Below are 16,706 nucleotides of genomic sequence, written 5' to 3'. Positions count from 1 at the left end.
ATGGATCAATCCGTTGTCAACGAGAGGTTCAAGACCATGTCGATCAAAGAGGGTCTGCTGCCGCTGAAGGTGACGCCGTTCTATCACAGGAAGATCAAGGAGGAGGTCGCTGCGTTAGGCAATCATCTGGGCCCGCTTCACCGAGTGTCCTTTCCAACGCAAGACAGACTGTTGTTAAGGGCGCCGAACGAGGTGAAGGACTTCGTCGACGATCGGTCCAATGCGTTCGGCCGCACCCACAAAACGTCCATCGTCAGAAAGTATGCTGACCGCATACTTTTCCTCACCACATCGGAATGCTTTGGGAATTGCCAATATTGCTTCCGCACAGACGTGCTTACAGAAATCGGTGCACCCGACAAACGAGCTGGACGACTTGCTGATCTTCACCTGCTGCGCGACTATCTGGGCGACCACCCAGAGGTCATGGAGGTTATCCTGTCAGGCGGTGATCCGTTGATTCTGCCGGCGTCCAGGCTGGCGGAAATCATTGAGGGAATCCGTTCGGTTCCATCCGTTAAGTCAATCCGAATTCATACGAGAGCTATTGTGTATGAACCGAAAGCCTTCACCGCCGAGAAAATTGATCTCTTTGCAAAGCATAACATCCGTCTCGTCTTTCACATCGTGCACCCATATGAAATCTGCGGGGACGTGTCTGAAAAGATCAAAAAACTTCGAGAGCGCAAGATCAGGCTCTACAACCAGTTTCCGCTGTTACGTAACACGAATGATCACCATTTCGTCCTCTACCAGCTCCTGGAGATGCTCGACGAGATGGACGTACGTAATCTCTCGATCTTCATTCCAGATCCCATCAACTTCTCCGCGGCATTCCGCGTGCGCTTGAGTCGTGTGTGGCGCATAGCTGATCGTCTTAACGCCACCTCCCCATCATGGATCAATTCGACACGCTTTGTATTCGACTCCAAGAGCGGAAAGGCGCGGCGAGAAAACTATATCGCGACGGATGATCGTGATGTTGCGACCTTTGTGCGCGATGGAAATCCGATTTTGTTTCCTGACTTTCCTGAGCATCTTGATGTCCCAGGAAGGATCGAATTCATGCTATGGAAGGAAGGGGGCCATAACGGCTCAAATTGAGGGAGCGGGGCCTCCTGATGGGAGAAGGGGTGCGCAAAGGCCGCAAGAGTGCGAAGCGGAGAAGGAAAGTCTGCGGCGAGGGTGAGAGCGGAGTGTGAAGACTGGTCGAGGACGTGAATATGTCTGTTCGAACTTCACGCGCGACCCGGAGTGCGGATTCCGCTCTATGTCGGCCACCCGGTCCGAGATGTTCTCACCCATCATTCTGATCTCAAGTCGCTTCCGTTCCAAGAAGAGGTCGCCCAATAATCTGCGATGATGTCCCGGCCTTTTTTGGCTCCCAGACAGCCGCCACTTCCGGCTTTGCAACGGGGCGACCATGGACGGAGAGGCCTGCGATGTGCCATGTGCGCGAGTGATGAGGATGAACGCGGCCGACGCCGAGCCGCGAGATTGCGGGCGGGTCGGGCGGCGCCCTCGACCATGCGGAAAGTGAGTCGTCCGGAATCCTGCATAATGGTACAAAAAGAGCTGGAGTTCTGCGTGTTTTGATCCCTGCGCGGCGAGCTTGCAGGCAAAGGAACTGCTATCCGGATTAAAAACGGATCTTAGGCGAGTGTGCGAAGCGAGTTCGGTGCGCCCAAGGAAAAACATGCCGGCTGAATACCGTCTGGGCCTTACGCGCTCATCAAAGCCTTCTGAGACCCCGCGCCGCGGGCCGTAGAATCACTGGAGCGAAATACCAAGCGGCACGGGGTAGATTTGGCTACCGATGCAGAAATGCAGACTACGAGTGGAGGTTGTTTCTTGAGGGGCTGAACGACATGTCTGATCGATTTCCAATCTTCGGCGTTGTCTTGGAACGGCGAAAACGAAGGTGGGTGTGGGCGGTCCGCACGAACGAAGGCATGCTGGTCATCACGGGCTCAAGAAGCAGCCGATCCGCTGCTCGCTATGAAGCTCATAGGGCGCTTTTTCTGATGCTGCTGAGCGCGCCGTACCGTTCGCGGACCTCGGGGCGAGAGATCCAGGTCAGCCAAGCTTCCGCGCGGCGCTCGCTTCCGCGAGGTTCGCTCGGCGGCAGCCAAACCGGGTGTTCCTAGCGTTGCGATCTGGTCCTGTGCGGAATTCGAGAAGTATGTCCGGATAGGAGCACGAATTCGTCCTGCGGTGCTGGTCGAGGGCATTCCGTTTCCCGAGAAAGGCGAGCTTCGCAATTTCGTCGATAAGTTTCAGGACGTCAACGATGTGCAAGGAAGCCTCGTTGGCATCGCGGTAGCCGAGGGAGCTGGCAATGGACAGGCCTGACGCCCAGAGGCCTTTGAAGCCTGCGCGTTTGGCAATCGCGCCGGAAAGCGCATCATGAGCCTCCGTGAGGAAGGAGAGGATGCTCCTGGAGCAAATCTCAGCACGCAGCATTTGCGAAAGTAGGGAGCCCGCGCGTCGCTCAGGGACATTCGTGGCCGCCGGATGTAGTTGATGTTGTACGCTGTCTCCTTGCATGAGCGCTCGACTCGTCGGGCTCTCAACACGCGCTGCTCCGGCTGCCCGTGACCAAAGCGCTCGGACAACCCCACGGCTCAATCAGCAGGTGACATGCAACTATCATCCGGATCAATTGGCGGGGTTGGTAGTTGCAACGTGCCAAAAATGATGCAGCGGTTGTGGCGAACCTCCAGCAGCTGCAAGATGTTGATCATTGATTGCCGAACGTAGATGCGCGTACGCGATTGACGCCCCTCGGCGTAGCTTGGCGTTGTCAAGCGTGGTCCAGGTAAATGGGGTGGAAGTATCCCTGGTGGACGCAGCGCTCATTCACGTCCCTCGCTCTCGTAAGAATGCATCGAGCAAATGCGTCCCCGGCCAGGCTCGTTCGGTATTGGCTCGTGTTCCGGCTACCTCGAACCGGCGGTGTCTGATTTCGGACATAGGTCGCAATCGCTCTGATCGTGTGACGCGATGCTCTTAACGTGCGATTTTGCGCTGATTTCACGCGCGCCAGAACTGGTACAAGACTTGCTATTCTCACGCCACGTCGTCGGAAGTTGGAGACCTGTGCGCACGGAATCGCCTCGATCAAGTTGGCTGCCGATTGCGCCGAGCTGAGCGTACCCGCGAATCGTACCCGCGGGCCAAAAGGAAGGTATCGTTGTCAGATTTGTCTTAGCTGAAGTCGCGGCGCGGTCCAGCCAGTCCAAAACGCGCCCACCTGCGCCGCGCGATCAGATCGAACACCGCAAATAGCTACGAGGTAGCACCAGCCCGAAGCGATTTCGCGAGACCGGACTACCCCATGCAGGATAGCCGAACGCGGCGCCGTGCCTTCCAATTCCCCAAAGCATCAATGAGAACTGGCAGCGATGGTACTTAGTAGAAAGAAGTGCGTGATCCTGGAATTCCCCCTTGTACGCAAGGTGTGTGTTGCAGCCATTGCGATGCTGGTCACATCACACGTTGATGCAGAAGATGATTTGATGAACGCTGCCAGGCGCACGTTCAAACCGATCCCCTCGGTCGTCCCGGCGGTGAAGGACAACCCGGTCACCCACGAGAAGATCGCACTCGGTAAGATGCTGTTCTTCGATCCGCGGATGTCGGCTAGCGGGATCATTAGCTGCAATACCTGTCACAATCTTGGTACAGGCGGAGTCGATGCCGGTCCAACATCGGTTGGACACGGCTGGCAGCTAGGACCACGTCGGGCCCCAACCGTCTATAACGCAGTCTTCAATGTGGCGCAGTTCTGGGATGGACGGGCGCCGGATCTCAAGGCGCAAGCAAAGGGCCCCGTGCAGGCGAGTGCTGAAATGAACGCCACCCCAGATCATGTCATCAACACGCTGAACTCGATGAGCGAGTATGTGATCATGTTCAAAAAGGCGTTTCCAATCGAGGCATCGCCAGTCACTTTTGACAATTTCGCGAAGTCGATCGAAGCCTTTGAAGCGACTCTCATTACGCCCGCAGCCCCTTTCGATCAGTACCTTGAAGGCGATGCAAATGCTCTCAATGATCAGCAGAAAGCCGGATTGAAGCTATTCATGGAAACAGGATGCTCCTCCTGCCACAATGGCATCAACGTTGGCGGACAGGATTATTATCCATTTGGCGCCGTCGAAAGACCAAGCACAAGCCTGCTTCCGACCGCCGACAAAGGCCGGTCCGCCGTCACAAACGCGGCCAGCGACGAATACGTCTTTCGTGCAGCACCGTTGCGCAACGTTGCGTTGCGACCGCCATACTTCCATTCGGGTCAGATTTGGAGCCTTAAGCAAGCTGTCGGCGTGATGGCCGAACTTCAGCTTGGCGCCAAGCTTAGCGATAAGGAAGAGAACGATATCGTCGCGTTTCTGAATTCGCTAACCGGGCAGCTGCCCAGGATCGAGTATCCGATACTGCCAACGCGGACCAACACGACGCCGCTGCCGTCTACAGGAAAGTAGCATGTTCTGTTTCTGTAGCGGCACGCGTTTGTTGGGTGAAGGGATAATGCAGCGAGCCCCATGGAGGCCAAAAATGCTTGCGACTGAGAGAACCCTCTCCCAGCAGGAACTGCTCCGACCGGCTCACGGTTGCAAGCGCCGGTTATCTTAGAGCGATTGCACGGAGGCGCCGATTCCCTAAGCGTTCACCTGGACTGGGAGGGCGGAATAACCGTGCACGAAGTTAGATGCGACGCGCTCCGGCTCGCCGACAACCTTGATGTCGAGACGCTTATTCAGCACTTCCTCCCAAAGGATCTTCAGCTGCAGTTCCGCAAGGTGTCTTCCGACACAGCGATGGATACCGAACCCGAACGAGAGATGTTGCCGTGGGTTCTTCCGGTCGATGATGAAGCTGTCGGCCTGGTCGATGACCTCATCGTCCCGGTTCCCGGACATGTACCACATGACGACCTTATCGCCTCGTCTGATATGCTTGTTGCCTATCACGATATCGACCGCGGCGGTGCGGCGCATGTGTGCGATCGGCGTCTGGTAGCGTATGATCTCGGAGATGGCGCTCGACAAGAGCCGAGGAGTCTCGCGTAGCTTCCGGAGCTCGGATGGATTCTGGTTCATGAACAACACGCTTCCAGTCATTGAATTGCGCGTGGTGTCGTTCCCGCCCACGATCAGCAGGATGAGGTTTCCCAGGAACTCGCGTGGCTCCATATTCCGGGTAGCCGTTGAGTGCGCCATCATCGAAATCAGGTCGGCGCGGGGCTCGGCATTCTTGCGCTCGTTCCAAAGTCTTGTGAAATAGTCCAAGCACCCGGACAAGACTGCCTCTCGCTTCTCCCAGGTGTCGATCTCGTGGCCAGTACGCGGAGTTGTGGCGGCAACGTCCGACCAATAGGTCAGCAGCCGCCGATCCTCAAATGGAAAATCGAACAGCGTCGCCAACATTTGCGTCGTTAACTCGACCGAGACCTTGTCGACCCAATCGAAGGGTTCATTGCGCGGCAAGCCATCCAGAACGGCCTTGACCCGCTGACGGATCAAGCCTTCGAGCTTGGCCAGGTTCTCCGGCGCCAGGATCGGACTGATCGTGTTGCGTTGCTCGCCATGTTTCGGAGGGCTCATCTTGATGAAACTCGGAGTCCAATACTCCTCCGGCACATCGACGATCGTGACGCCTTGCTCTGACGAGAACACTCCGTGAGTCATGTCGACTGCGACGATATCGTGGTATTTTGTTATGGACCAATAGGGACCGTAGGGACTATCGCGACAGTAGTGGATGGGATCTGCCTTTCGTAAGCGCTCCAAGTAGGGCCCAATGCTGTCATCCTGAAAGCGCTTGATGTCACTGACATCCAGATCGCTCAGAAGAACGTCATATGCCCCCTCGCGCGCGTGACCTGCCAATACTGTCTTCATGATCGCCCTCCGGCCTTAACCTCTCATCCTGCCTGCCCTCGCCTGGTGCGAATTCCCAAGGCGGCAATGAGAGCTTCCCACGATTTTTGAGTGACCGACGCCCACTTCCCGCCCGCCGTGGCGCTTTCAGTTGCGAGCGATTGATCGGTTCGAATGGTCGAACAATAACGCAGGCTGGAGCGCGGCTCCCCTACCATGATTGAGAGGAGCGTGAGCTCGCGTCGACTGCTATAATTGGTCCTCGCATATCAGCTCAGCTGGTTGCAGCGTCATTGCGAGCTATCGCTGAATTCTGGTGACGGGTTGGCCGGTCAGGAGGCGGCGGCTGTGGGTTGACTGACCTCGATCCCGTCGCTGAATGTCAGGCCGAGAACGAGTTTTGATAGGTGATTGTGGCCATCACGGCGACGTCAGCTTTTCTGCACAATAGATCGATTGCTGGCGTACTTAGCCCGCCTCGCTCCGTGCCTGATCAGTATCGAGGCGCGCGACTGCGGACAATTGGGTACGCCATTGATCGCGCTTGGCCACGAGGTCCGGCTAGTGCCGCCGAGCGGTGTCAAGGCTTGCCCCAAGCGCGGTAGGAACGACGCGACCGATGCAGAAGCAATCTGCGAGGCGGTGACTCTTTCTTCGCAGTGGACTTCCACCACCTACTCCTTGCCGGTTTCCCAGCGCACCAGCTGTAGGGGTCAATCTCAGCCTGGCGTATAGGCATCCGGAATCACCAACGCCTCCTCCAGAAATGAAATGACCGATACTGCTTATGCGCCCTTGCCCAAGAGCGTAATAGTGTCATCGAGCGTCGTCATGACAGCGACCGATTTGTCTTTTGGCAGCAAGGCATCACGGCAAAACCAGACTGCTCGGCATCCCGCGCCGCGCGCGCCCAGAACGTCGGAGCGAAAGCTGTCGCCTACCATCGTGACCTTGTCCGGCGCCTCCCGCAAAAAGTCTAAACAGGCATCAAAGGCGGCTTTGCTGGGTTTGCGATAGCCGCAATCGCCGCAGAACATGACAAGATCGCAGTTGCGGCTGACATTTGTGTGCCGAGCGACCTCGGCTCGCCACAACCTATGGCTCGTTCCCCAAGGCGTATTGGACAAGATTGCCGTCCGGTAGCCCATGCGGTGAACCGTGGTAATGACTCTCTCCGCTCCTGGCATGAGCTGGCCACCAGCAAAGATTCTGTTGCAGAGACGCAGCTCGAGTACCGTTGCATCCGCGTCATCCATGTCAGGTGCCAACGCGCATCTCAACCGGTCGGCGAAAGAAACCACACGACAATCCTCGCGCTCTCTGTTCAGCGCCTGCAATGTTGCGCTAGCGATGGATCTCGGCGCTGCGACAGTGGCCAAATCTGTAAAGCTGGACGGATCGGTGAGGAAATCATGCAAGAACCCAATCTGTTCGGCCTCGGTCCGTAACGGATAGTCGCAAAGGGTGTTACCCCAGTCAAAGATGATGGCTCCAGGATTGCTCATCTCTATGAAAGCGCTTTCAGCCGATCCAGAAACGCTCGCCACTGGCGGAGGATAATCTCTGGATCTTTTCCCTTACGCCAAAGGTCCTTATCTAGATCATTTGACGTGTGCTTGGCTCGCATGCAGTCTGGTGAAACCTCGCCAAATACCGCATCGCCTTCGGCGGTGATAAAAAAGCAAATATCGAGGAGTTCAATTTCGCACAATGCCAAGGCTCTCGCCAGCGCCTTGAAAGCGCGCAAAGCCAAACGCCTGGCAGCATCCGTATCGATGAAGCGGTCCGCGAGCCAATCCGGCATGCATTCGTCCCGATGTGGTAGTGGGTTGCGCCAGTCGAAGCGCACATAGGGCTCGTGTCGCTGATCGGGTCGGAGGTATCCGCCATGACGCGTTGAGAAAGTCTCCAACCCGAGGTATATATGTTTTGGTGTTCCCACATAAGCTGCCTTCACGATGACCTCGATAGGCGGAGCCGCAACTCGCCGACTGATGTAATAGTCGTCACCAACGTGAACGATCGTGGAAGGCACACCCTCAGTCTCTAGCATCCGCCAAAGCCGCTCGCTGATGCGTAGACGTAACCAGTCGGTGCCCTCAACTGTAGCAGCGCGATTTGCGGAGTACGAAAACAACGTGGGCTTTAAACGCACGATGACGCTTTGATCATCGATAACGCGGATCACCTTCGATTCGCCCTCTATCAGCAAAGGCAAATCTTCGAACATCGAGCGCCAGTGGTCCGGATCTGCAAACGCGGCTCGTTCGATAGGCTGCATTGGGATTTCCACCTATTCACTATGTTTCTGCGGAGGTACCTGTCCTGTCGTACGCACGGGGCTTCCTGTTCGTACAGCCCGAGGGGTCACGACGAAGGCTGTGACCGAGCGCGGCTACGCCGCAACCGTCCGGACGTACCGTTGCATACCGCCTCGTTCCGATTACAAACGGGGTGGCCCAACGTAGGGTATTGTCAGGCGCTGGATCCGCCCCAGCTTGGTGATGTCCGTCCCACACGCAAATGGCGTGCCGCACTGAAACTGGCGCTTCTGCAAGCCCTTGAACAAGTATCTTCAAGAGCCTTGAATCGTGCGTCGCCTCACGTTGCGCGAGATGTCTCAAAACCGACAATCGACGCTGAATGATATCCGACAAGATCAGTTGGACTGTAAGACGACGAGACGCAAAAGGCTTAACCCAACTCCTGTTCACCTAGGGGCGTGATCCCGCTTGAATTGCTTTCAGGATAAAATGCTCGATCTTACCCAACGCCGTTCGAGGCAAATCTTCCGTAAAGATAATCTCGTGAGGCACTTTGAAGCGGGCGAGTTGCGACTGCACGTGCGCCGTCAGCGCTTGTTGTTCAATCTGAGCCCCCGGACGCAGAATCACATAGGCCACCGGCACCTCGCCCCAACTCGGATCTGGCCGTCCGACGACCGCGCATTCCGAGACATCTGGGTGCTCCAGGAGTACACGCTCCACTTCCGCCGGATAAATGTTCTCTCCGCCGGAAATGATCAGATTTCGTTTTCGATCCTGGACCCAAAAATATCCGTCCGCATCGCAACAACCGATGTCGCCCGTGCGGTACCAACCGTTGCGCAGCGCCTCGCGCGTTGCTTGTCCATTGCCCCAGTATTCGCAGAACACATTGGGTCCTCGCACCGCGATCTCGCCTGGAGTCCCTGCCGGCAATCTGTCGCCAGTATCGTCGACGATCGCGGCGTCGCAGCACAGGCCGGGCAGGCCGGTCGATCCCTCACGGGCAAGATCGCCACCGAGCTTTGTGTAGATCGCAATGGGGCAGGTCTCCGTAGACCCATAAACCTGCAACGCCGAGATCCCGCGCGCCACGACACCTGCGATAACTTGCTGCGGGACCATGGTTGAACCGGTAGTGATTGCCTTCAGCGAGGACAGGTCGGTCGTCGGCCACTGAGGATGATCGATCAGCGCTTGAATCATGGTAGGTACCAGCGCCGTCAGCGTAGGTCGATCCCGGTCAAATGCAGCAATTGCTGCGTCCGGCGTAAACCGTGGGTGAATCGTTATTGTCGCGCCGTGATGCAATGCTGGTGTGGTCTGAACGTTGAGGCCGCCGACGTGGAACAGCGGCAACACGGTCAAGACGTGATCGGCTGAGGTGAGGCCGTGCATGTGCTGGCTCATCACCCCGTTCCACAGTAATGCTTCCTGGCGCAGGACGGCACCTTTCGGCCGGCCCGTCGTGCCTGATGTGTACACAATCAGAAGCGGGCAGCGCAGGCCAGCGCGGGCATTGCGACCATCGCCCCGACCTCCTTCAAGCAGCTCATCCCACCCGCTTCCGCAGCGCGGCGCGAAATCAAGACCGACGACGGCGGTCGAGGGCAGTCTCTCCGCTAAAATCGATAGAATCGGCTCAAAAGCGTGCTCGAGCACCAGTACTTTGGCGCCAGCGTCAGACAGGATGAAGAGCTGCTCGGTGACAGCCAACCGCCAGTTCAACGGCACGAGGATTGCCCCAAGCCGCGCGCAGGCATACAGCAGTACCAGATAGTCAGGCCGATTAAGGCTCAGGATCGCAACGCGATCACCTTTTTCGACGCCGAGCTGACTTTTGAGAGAGCGCGCCACCAGCTCGATGCGCCGATTGAATCCGTCGTAGCTCAAGATCGTGCCCTCGAAGCGGATCGCCGGCTTGTCCGGAGCGAACGCCACGTTGCGCTCAATCAGTGTAGGAAGATCCATCATCAGTCGTCCGCTTCTTTCACTTGCGCCAGCTGCCGCCGGTGCGTTCGAAGCTAGCGCCACTCAATCGTCGCGACGGCGATAGCAATCGCATCAAATTGGTGGTTGAACTTCACGCGCTCGTTGTCGCAGGTGTCCTTAGGCGTTTGATCTCGTGACGACTTCACTTGCGGCTTGCATGGTGCAGTATCGATCATCATCTCTTTTCGAGCTTACAACCTGACGTCGCGTGAGTTTCAAGTCGTCAACGATTTGGTATTCCCTTCAGGATCCGCAAGCGGGCTAGCGGTTTTTTGCGGCAGGGTTAATTTGCGATGACGGAGATCGGGCGCAGGGTATCTCGCGCCGTGCGCGGCCTCCGCTGCCACCGTCACATTCGGAATACGCCGTAATGCGGCGAGGTGATTGGGCTGTTCAGCGAGGCGCTCAGAACCATTGCAAGCGCGTTTCTGGTATCGACAGGATCAAGGATGCCATCATCCCACAACTCGGATGTCGCATAGTACGCGCTCGACCGCTCCCGATATTCTTCCAGGATCGGCTGGCGAATGGCTGCCAACTGCTCGGTGGAGAGGTGCCCATCGTGCCGGGCCAGCTGTCTTGCCTTGACGTGTGTCAGGACGCCCGCTGCCTGCTCGGCGCCCATCGCCGAAATCTGAGACTGCGGCCAAGTAAACACAAAACGCGGGTCGAAAGCCCGTCCCGCCATAGCGTAGGTTCCCGCTCCGTGGGAGGCGTTACAGACGATTGTGAATTTTGGCACAGATGCCCCGGAGACGGCCATGATCAGCTTGGCGCCGTCCTTGGTTATGCCGCGCCTTTCGTAGTCGCGGCCCACCATAAAGCCGGTCGTATTCTGCAAGAAGAGGAGAGGCGTTCGAGACTTGTCGCACAATTGGATGAACTGAGCGCCTTTTAGCGCGCTTTCGCTCAACAGCACACCGTTGTTGGCGAGAATGCCTATCTGATAGCCATGCAGTCGCGCGAAGCCGCACACAAGGGTCTCGCCATAACGTGCCTTATGTTCGTGGAATCGGCTGCCATCAACCAGACGGGCGATGATCTCCCGCATATCGAATTGCGTCCGGGGATCCCTCGGAAGAATGCCGTACAGTTCGGATGCACTATAGGCGGGAGGTTCCGGAGCAGCCCGGTTGATCTTGGCCTTCACAGGATCACTGAAGCGAGCGACGATGTCTCGGGCAATTGCAATCGCATGCAGCTCCGAGCTTGCAAGGTAGTCGCTCGTCCCCGATACGCTGGTATGCAAGTGAGCGCCGCCGAGTTCTTCGGCGGAAATCTCTGCGCCGGTGGCAGCTTTGACGACCGGAGGACCGCCCAGAAAGATCGCTCCTGTGCCCTCAACAATGATGTTGTAGTCGCTAAGCGCCGGGACGTAGGCCCCGCCGGCGCTGCAATGGCCCATGGCTATACCGACCTGCGGTACTCCCATCTTTGAGAGAATGGACTGATTGCGAAGGATTCGACCCGCGTGATAGCGATCTGCGAAGAACTCCGCCTGTAAGGGCAAGAAACCTCCGGCACAGTCGCACAAGTGAACGACTGGCAGGCAATTCTCGATCGCGATGTCCAAGGCCCTCACGATCTTCTTGACCGATAGTGGATACCAGGCCCCGCCCTTGACGCTGGCGTCATCTGCGTGAATGACGACCTCTCGACCCGCGACAATGCCGATCCCGACGACCTGAGCGGCGCCGGGCACTTCACCGTCATAGGCCTTGTTAGCCGCCAGCGTCGAAAGCTCGAGGAACGGCGTGTCTGGATCAAGCAAAGCCTCGATCCGATCACGCACAAACAGCTTGTTTTGCCGCTTGAGACGCTCAAGATCCCGCACCGGACGCTTGAAGCGGGCGGCATGCTGGCGCTCCTCCAGTTCTTTTGCAAGTCGCCTGTTATGAAGTTCGTTGAGCCGAAACTCTTCCGACCTGACATCCACCAGAGATGAGAGCTGCTGCATTTCAGGTCCGCTCCTCGAGGAGCGTAACCAGGACAGCATCCTGTTCAAAGCTCTCGCCTTGTTTGAAGTGAATACGCTCGACAATGCCGTCTTGTGGAGAACGTATGACGGTCTCCAACTTCATGCTCTCGATCGTCATCAGGGGCGTTCCAACAGAAACGGCCTGACCAGGCGAAACCCGGGTGACAATGACGACGCCCGGCATGGGCGCGCGAGCGACGGCTTGGGTTGTCTCCTGCTTCGACCTAGCAAGCGTTCGCAATGGGTCGCGGTAATGCAAACTGCGCGTTTCGCCATTCATGTGCACGTGAATGGTTTCGCCATCAATGGCAAACCTGACGGGTTGGCTTTCACCCGCAATCATAACAACACCGCAGCCGTCATCGCGATGGGAGAACGCGACCGGGGCAATCACCCTGTCATGCAAGCAGAGTCGGTAGTCCTCTCGGCATCGAGACAGCCATAGCTGGTATTCGACGCCATCGACCTCAAAACAGTGATTCACGCTAGTTTCTCCAACTGCCCAGCGCCGCGTGGAGCTCGGACACGGCATCTGCCGATTCGCGGACAGGTCCGGTCAGGAGGGCGCCCGCTGCCAGGAAGGTCGACAAGTCGGCCCGGGGATCGCCGGCGGCGATGTGCGGATGTTCCTCGAGATAACCCGTGTGAATGTGTCCATGCAGAAATCCGTCGTCAGCCAGGAGTCGGGCAAGAAAGCTTGCGTTGGTTGCGCAACCGAGCAGCACCAAGTCCCGCATCGCGCGATGCGCCTTTTGCGCAGTCTCGATACGCGAGGGCGAATGCACGATGATCTTGGCGAGCAAGGGATCGAATGCTGTCGTGATGTTCTGACCTCGCGAAAGGCCGCTGTCGATGCGTATACCCTCGCCGCCGGGGTAGTCGAGCACAAGGACCTTACCTGTTGTTGGAGCGTATCCGCGCTCCGGCGCTTCGGCACACAACCTGGCTTCGATCGCGTGTCCGCTCGGCACAATGTCGGACTGCGCCAATCTAAGTGGGCGGCCCGCAGCGATGTGGATCTGTTCGGCAACAAGATCAACGCCCGTAATCATCTCGGTCACGGGATGCTCTACTTGCAAACGTGTATTCATTTCCAGAAAGTGGAACTCTCCTCCGGCAAGGAGGAATTCGACAGTGCCGGCACTGTGATAGTTGGCTGCACGCGCGATGCCGACGGCAGTATCGCAGATCCTTTGGCGCAACTCCGACGACAGCCCCGACGCGGGCGCCTCTTCGATAACCTTCTGAAACCGACGTTGGATCGAGCACTCGCGCTCGAACAGATGAGCAACGTTTCCGAAGGCGTCGCCGAGCACCTGGACTTCGATATGGCGCGGGTTTTCGATATGTCGTTCGACGTAAAGCCGGCCATCTCCGAAGTAGCGCTGCGCCTCGCTGCGTGCCTGCGCGATTGCGTCCTCCAGCGCGCCGAGGTCGCGCACAATCTGCATGCCTTTGCCGCCGCCGCTCACGGAAGGTTTTACCAGCAAAGGGGATCCCATGGCCCGGGCTCTGCGCACGAAGGTCGTTGGATCATCTTCCTCGATGGCGCAAGGAACGACTGGAAAGCCGTGTTGCTGAACGAAGTTGCGAGCTCGGATTTTGTCGCCCATCAGTTCGATGTTTTCGGGGCTAGGTCCGATGAAGGTGATGCCGGCGCCCGTAACGGCCCTGGCGAACTTCGCGTTCTCCGACAGAAATCCATAACCTGGATGCAGTGCACCAGCGCTCGCCTGTCGGGCGGCGGCGATAATCTGCGGGATGTCGAGATAGGCAGCAATCGGCGTGGGTCCGTCGATCGCGATGGCTGCATCGGCCATAGAGACCGCAAGCGTGCGGGCATCAATGTCGTGGTGGACGATCGCAGAACGAAGCCCCAACTTGCGAACGGTCTTGATGATACGAACGGCGATCTCTCCCCTGTTGGCGATTAGAACGGTATCAAAAGGGAGTTCATGCATTCTCGTACCTTCAGTTACTTGGTGTGCCCGACTACAGACGTTGAGCTCGGGCGCGGACGATCGTCCGGTCAGCCAGCGTCACGTGTCACAACAGATAATCGGATCGGTCTAAGGCGGCGAAACGTTCACTTGCTGCGGCACGAATACGATCAAGCGAAACCAGCTGTCGCGCATACCTCATCTTGGGTTCCCATTTCCTGTGGCAGCATCCCGAACTGAGATGATCTGACGACATTGCACGCTCAGGCGCTGGATATTGGCTTTGAGGCAGGCCGCGACGGCGTCCTCATCAGGTATGTGGGCGCCGCAGAGGCGAAACGCATCCGGTGTGCACGCCTGTCGCGCCTCCACTGGGACCGGTCGATCTCGCGCACCTGCACTTCCGCAGCACAGAGCTGTCGTCATCCAAACGCCAAAAAGAGAAATTGTATAGCGATGCGCTCTGGGGCGCGACGAGCGGTTGGTGCGCTGCATGTGGTTCACGGCTGTCCTCTGTCGGGGTGATCTACGATACTGTTCATGCTGCACCGCGTGATGGTCGTGCGATGGGCGAGCTTGCCTTCAAGCCCGCCGCGATCCGAGAACGTCGTGCTCCGATCTCAGATGCCCGAATCACCCGAGCGGCCACCGGACCGGCGGCGCGCATCGCGACCGATTGGCCGTGTCGGGAGTGCCCGGGCATCAGCACACAGAAGTCTTGCGATGCAGGTTCGAAGGTCTGAAAGATTCACAATTCTCATCGCGCGTCAGGAAGTGACCGGAGGTCGGACGCGGTCCGCCACCTTACTTGTATGATACAAGCTCACGTTACGTCCGATTCAAGCCTCTTGAGAGCCACTTGTGAGAATAGATTGAGACCGATGCGCTGCCAGGGCGGGTTGGGCCGAACGGAGGCGCAAGCCCAATGCTCGATATGGGCCGCATTCGCCCGCTATTGCGAGCTCATGGGATATCCAGAGCGCGAGCGCTATTCGCAGGTGAGATGCGAATTAAGGCGTGCTGGGTCGCGTTACACCCCTTGAGCCGCGCGGCATTCGCTCTGAAGTCGTCGGCATCTTCCGGATCGGCAGCGCTGAGCGCCGTTTCGATACTGGCCACTCACACCATGGTATTGAGCGGGCAAATCCTGACACCTCGCTGACCGATCGGCGTCGGGGTGCCGCTCCGTTTCACTCCCGGAAAGGGCGAAGCCAATTCGCTTACCGTGCTATCAAGTCGAGCAAGAGAGATATCGGGCAGCGCGCTACTCGATGCGCGCCTCGCCCGGACCCGCATCGCCGCGCTCGGCGGATACGCTTGTCGCAGCCGCGCAGTCAAAGCCTGATCATGCTCCAACCTCGAGAGGATCGAAGCATGATCTGCTTCCGTCCGCCGTTCCGGCGGCGCACGCGCGGCTATCTTTGAAAACACGAACCTCTCACGGCTCCAGTGCGATCTGCAGACCCTCGAGACCTCCAACGTGAACGTAACGCGGCCCGATTGGCCGACCTCGACCGCTGGCGACGGTGACGATCTCGTCCAGAGGAGCGGCGCGTGCATCCGATTCAGGGCGTGACAAGATCAAATCGGCGTGGAACAGACCTTCCGATTCCAGTCCGGTCGCATCGACGCCAAGAGCTGCCAGAGTAGCCAAGGTCCTTTCAAATTCCTCTGCGTCGCGAAATCGACGCTGAATAAATGTTGCACCGGTAAGGCGTTCCGTCACAAGACCACGCTCCGCGAATGTCGCAGCCAAGGAATCATACGGGAACATCCGCAGCACGAAAGAGATGATCCATGGACGCGTCTCTGTCGCGTCGAGAATTTTACCGAACGTCTTCTCGGTCACATAGCCGATGCAGCCCGTCGACATGATGACATCAGTGGAACGGAGAATCCGCGCGCTTTCCGTCGAAAGCGATTCCGTTTCAAGGTCGGCGACAACGCCCTGCTCAAGCAGGCCAACGGCCGTTGCATAACGGATTGCCGGTGCCGATACATCGAGACCGATAAACCGCGCTAGACCAACATCAGGCCAAGCCGAATAAAACTTGCGATCGAGATCCACCAGTGTCTCGGAACTGATCGCCCTCATCTCGCGCCGGGCATAGCGGTGACGCAAGCCGCCGAAGGTCAGTGGAAACCGATGCACCGCCGCGTTGATGCCGTATGAACAGCCGACATCAAGCACGATCGGCTTAACGCTACTTGCCGAAGCTTTCGCTGCCAGAATCTGGCGCACGACCGGCTCAGCCACATCCGGGATCATATAATCCAAACCTCCCAGGACGGAGAAATACGCTCTTGGATCATCCAAAGCGTAAATGTCATCGAAGATTGCCTTATCCCGATTGATACGCGAAAAATCTGCTCGCAACCCAACGTCTCCACATTTCGATTTGCACGCAAGCCTAAGGCTCTTGCCTCGACCAGCACTCCTCTTGTGGCAGATGTTGGCCGATATATGAACCCCACGGTGGTTTTGCGCTCTGGCTAACCCCTATTCTTGAAAGAGGCGCCAGTCATTCTCCCTCCGTGAGGCCTGCAGCTAGTCGCGTTGATGCTGACGCTGGACATTGAGGCGGTGTGAAGATGTAGAGCGACGAATCTGCTGCGACATTCCAAGGTGTGGGGACCCGCCTCAAGG

12 protein-coding genes and 1 pseudogene are annotated in these 16,706 nt (G+C 57.7%); 3 read left to right on the top strand and 10 right to left on the bottom strand.

What is annotated here, in order from left to right; translation table 11 throughout:
* Nucleotides 1-1,104 (top strand): 4Fe-4S cluster-binding domain-containing protein, encoded by a 1,104-nt coding sequence (locus tag JJB99_RS31540; protein ID WP_200496065.1) that lies wholly within the window; start codon nucleotides 1-3, stop codon nucleotides 1,102-1,104.
* Nucleotides 1,105-2,076: 972 nt separating this feature from the next.
* On the opposite strand, the gene JJB99_RS37020 is transcribed toward JJB99_RS31540, so the two are convergent.
* Entirely contained in the window at nucleotides 2,077-2,547 is a 471-nt protein-coding gene (locus tag JJB99_RS37020; protein WP_433995739.1) for an isocitrate lyase/phosphoenolpyruvate mutase family protein, read from the bottom strand.
* Between the two features lie 932 nt (nucleotides 2,548-3,479).
* Between JJB99_RS37020 and JJB99_RS31530 the strand changes: the two genes are divergently transcribed.
* Nucleotides 3,480-4,487 carry a cytochrome-c peroxidase gene (locus JJB99_RS31530; RefSeq protein WP_200500381.1) on the top strand — a complete coding sequence of 336 codons (1,008 nt, stop codon included), beginning with the start codon at nucleotides 3,480-3,482 and terminating at the stop codon, nucleotides 4,485-4,487.
* 177 nt (nucleotides 4,488-4,664) lie between these two features.
* Here the strand turns inward: JJB99_RS31530 and JJB99_RS31525 are convergent, their stop codons facing one another.
* Nucleotides 4,665-5,906: a cytochrome P450 gene (locus tag JJB99_RS31525; protein ID WP_200496064.1), complete on the bottom strand. Its 1,242-nt coding sequence runs from the start codon at nucleotides 5,904-5,906 to the stop codon at nucleotides 4,665-4,667.
* Nucleotides 5,907-6,362: 456 nt separating this feature from the next.
* Here JJB99_RS31525 and JJB99_RS31520 point away from each other — a divergent pair.
* Nucleotides 6,363-6,533 (top strand): annotated as a pseudogene (locus JJB99_RS31520) (IS110 family transposase); the annotation flags it as partial.
* A gap of 137 nt (nucleotides 6,534-6,670) precedes the next feature.
* On the opposite strand, the gene JJB99_RS31515 reads toward JJB99_RS31520, so the two are convergent.
* The 8 genes from JJB99_RS31515 to JJB99_RS31480 all read right to left on the bottom strand — a co-directional run bounded on the left by JJB99_RS31515 (nucleotide 6,671) and on the right by JJB99_RS31480 (nucleotide 16,328).
* Nucleotides 6,671-7,390, bottom strand: a complete 720-nt coding sequence (locus JJB99_RS31515; RefSeq protein WP_200496063.1) for an HAD family hydrolase — start codon at nucleotides 7,388-7,390, stop codon at nucleotides 6,671-6,673.
* A gap of 2 nt (nucleotides 7,391-7,392) precedes the next feature.
* The gene (locus JJB99_RS31510; RefSeq protein WP_200496062.1) at nucleotides 7,393-8,166 is read right to left on the bottom strand and encodes a phosphoribosylaminoimidazolesuccinocarboxamide synthase; all 774 of its coding nucleotides are present in this window, start codon (nucleotides 8,164-8,166) and stop codon (nucleotides 7,393-7,395) included.
* Nucleotides 8,167-8,599: 433 nt separating this feature from the next.
* Nucleotides 8,600-10,120 carry a class I adenylate-forming enzyme family protein gene (locus JJB99_RS31505; protein WP_200500380.1) on the bottom strand — a complete coding sequence of 507 codons (1,521 nt, stop codon included), beginning with the start codon at nucleotides 10,118-10,120 and terminating at the stop codon, nucleotides 8,600-8,602.
* Between the two features lie 53 nt (nucleotides 10,121-10,173).
* Entirely contained in the window at nucleotides 10,174-10,320 is a 147-nt protein-coding gene (locus JJB99_RS31500; RefSeq protein WP_200496061.1) for a hypothetical protein, read from the bottom strand.
* Nucleotides 10,321-10,490: 170 nt separating this feature from the next.
* Nucleotides 10,491-12,098 carry an acyl-CoA carboxylase subunit beta gene (locus tag JJB99_RS31495; RefSeq protein WP_200496060.1) on the bottom strand — a complete coding sequence of 536 codons (1,608 nt, stop codon included), beginning with the start codon at nucleotides 12,096-12,098 and terminating at the stop codon, nucleotides 10,491-10,493.
* 1 nt (nucleotide 12,099) lies between these two features.
* Nucleotides 12,100-12,603 (bottom strand): acetyl-CoA carboxylase biotin carboxyl carrier protein subunit, encoded by a 504-nt coding sequence (locus JJB99_RS31490; protein WP_200496059.1) that lies wholly within the window; start codon nucleotides 12,601-12,603, stop codon nucleotides 12,100-12,102.
* A gap of 1 nt (nucleotide 12,604) precedes the next feature.
* Nucleotides 12,605-14,080 (bottom strand): acetyl-CoA carboxylase biotin carboxylase subunit, encoded by a 1,476-nt coding sequence (locus JJB99_RS31485; protein WP_200496058.1) that lies wholly within the window; start codon nucleotides 14,078-14,080, stop codon nucleotides 12,605-12,607.
* A gap of 1,417 nt (nucleotides 14,081-15,497) precedes the next feature.
* The gene (locus JJB99_RS31480; RefSeq protein WP_433995798.1) at nucleotides 15,498-16,328 is read right to left on the bottom strand and encodes a class I SAM-dependent methyltransferase; all 831 of its coding nucleotides are present in this window, start codon (nucleotides 16,326-16,328) and stop codon (nucleotides 15,498-15,500) included.
* Between the last annotated feature and the right edge of the window lie 378 nt (nucleotides 16,329-16,706).

This window comes from Bradyrhizobium diazoefficiens, assembly GCF_016616235.1.
Lineage (GTDB): Bacteria > Pseudomonadota > Alphaproteobacteria > Rhizobiales > Xanthobacteraceae > Bradyrhizobium > Bradyrhizobium diazoefficiens_H.
Note: the sequence above shows the minus strand (reverse complement) of the source record. Positions and strands in the feature narration are given on the sequence as shown.

What these genes read in the sequence shown, in the direction of transcription:
- JJB99_RS31505 (WP_200500380.1), bottom strand. Translation starts at nt 10,120, where the DNA reads ATGGATCTTCCTACACTGATTGAGCGCAACGTGGCGTTCGCTCCGGAC.
- JJB99_RS31495 (WP_200496060.1), bottom strand. Translation starts at nt 12,098, where the DNA reads ATGCAGCAGCTCTCATCTCTGGTGGATGTCAGGTCGGAAGAGTTTCGG.
- JJB99_RS31510 (WP_200496062.1), bottom strand. Translation starts at nt 8,166, where the DNA reads ATGCAGCCTATCGAACGAGCCGCGTTTGCAGATCCGGACCACTGGCGC.
- JJB99_RS31500 (WP_200496061.1), bottom strand. Translation starts at nt 10,320, where the DNA reads ATGATGATCGATACTGCACCATGCAAGCCGCAAGTGAAGTCGTCACGA.
- JJB99_RS31540 (WP_200496065.1), top strand. Translation starts at nt 1, where the DNA reads ATGGATCAATCCGTTGTCAACGAGAGGTTCAAGACCATGTCGATCAAA.
- JJB99_RS31515 (WP_200496063.1), bottom strand. Translation starts at nt 7,390, where the DNA reads ATGAGCAATCCTGGAGCCATCATCTTTGACTGGGGTAACACCCTTTGC.
- JJB99_RS31525 (WP_200496064.1), bottom strand. Translation starts at nt 5,906, where the DNA reads ATGAAGACAGTATTGGCAGGTCACGCGCGCGAGGGGGCATATGACGTT.
- JJB99_RS31485 (WP_200496058.1), bottom strand. Translation starts at nt 14,080, where the DNA reads ATGCATGAACTCCCTTTTGATACCGTTCTAATCGCCAACAGGGGAGAG.
- JJB99_RS31530 (WP_200500381.1), top strand. Translation starts at nt 3,480, where the DNA reads ATGCTGGTCACATCACACGTTGATGCAGAAGATGATTTGATGAACGCT.
- JJB99_RS31480 (WP_433995798.1), bottom strand. Translation starts at nt 16,328, where the DNA reads ATGATCCCGGATGTGGCTGAGCCGGTCGTGCGCCAGATTCTGGCAGCG.
- JJB99_RS37020 (WP_433995739.1), bottom strand. Translation starts at nt 2,547, where the DNA reads ATGCAAGGAGACAGCGTACAACATCAACTACATCCGGCGGCCACGAAT.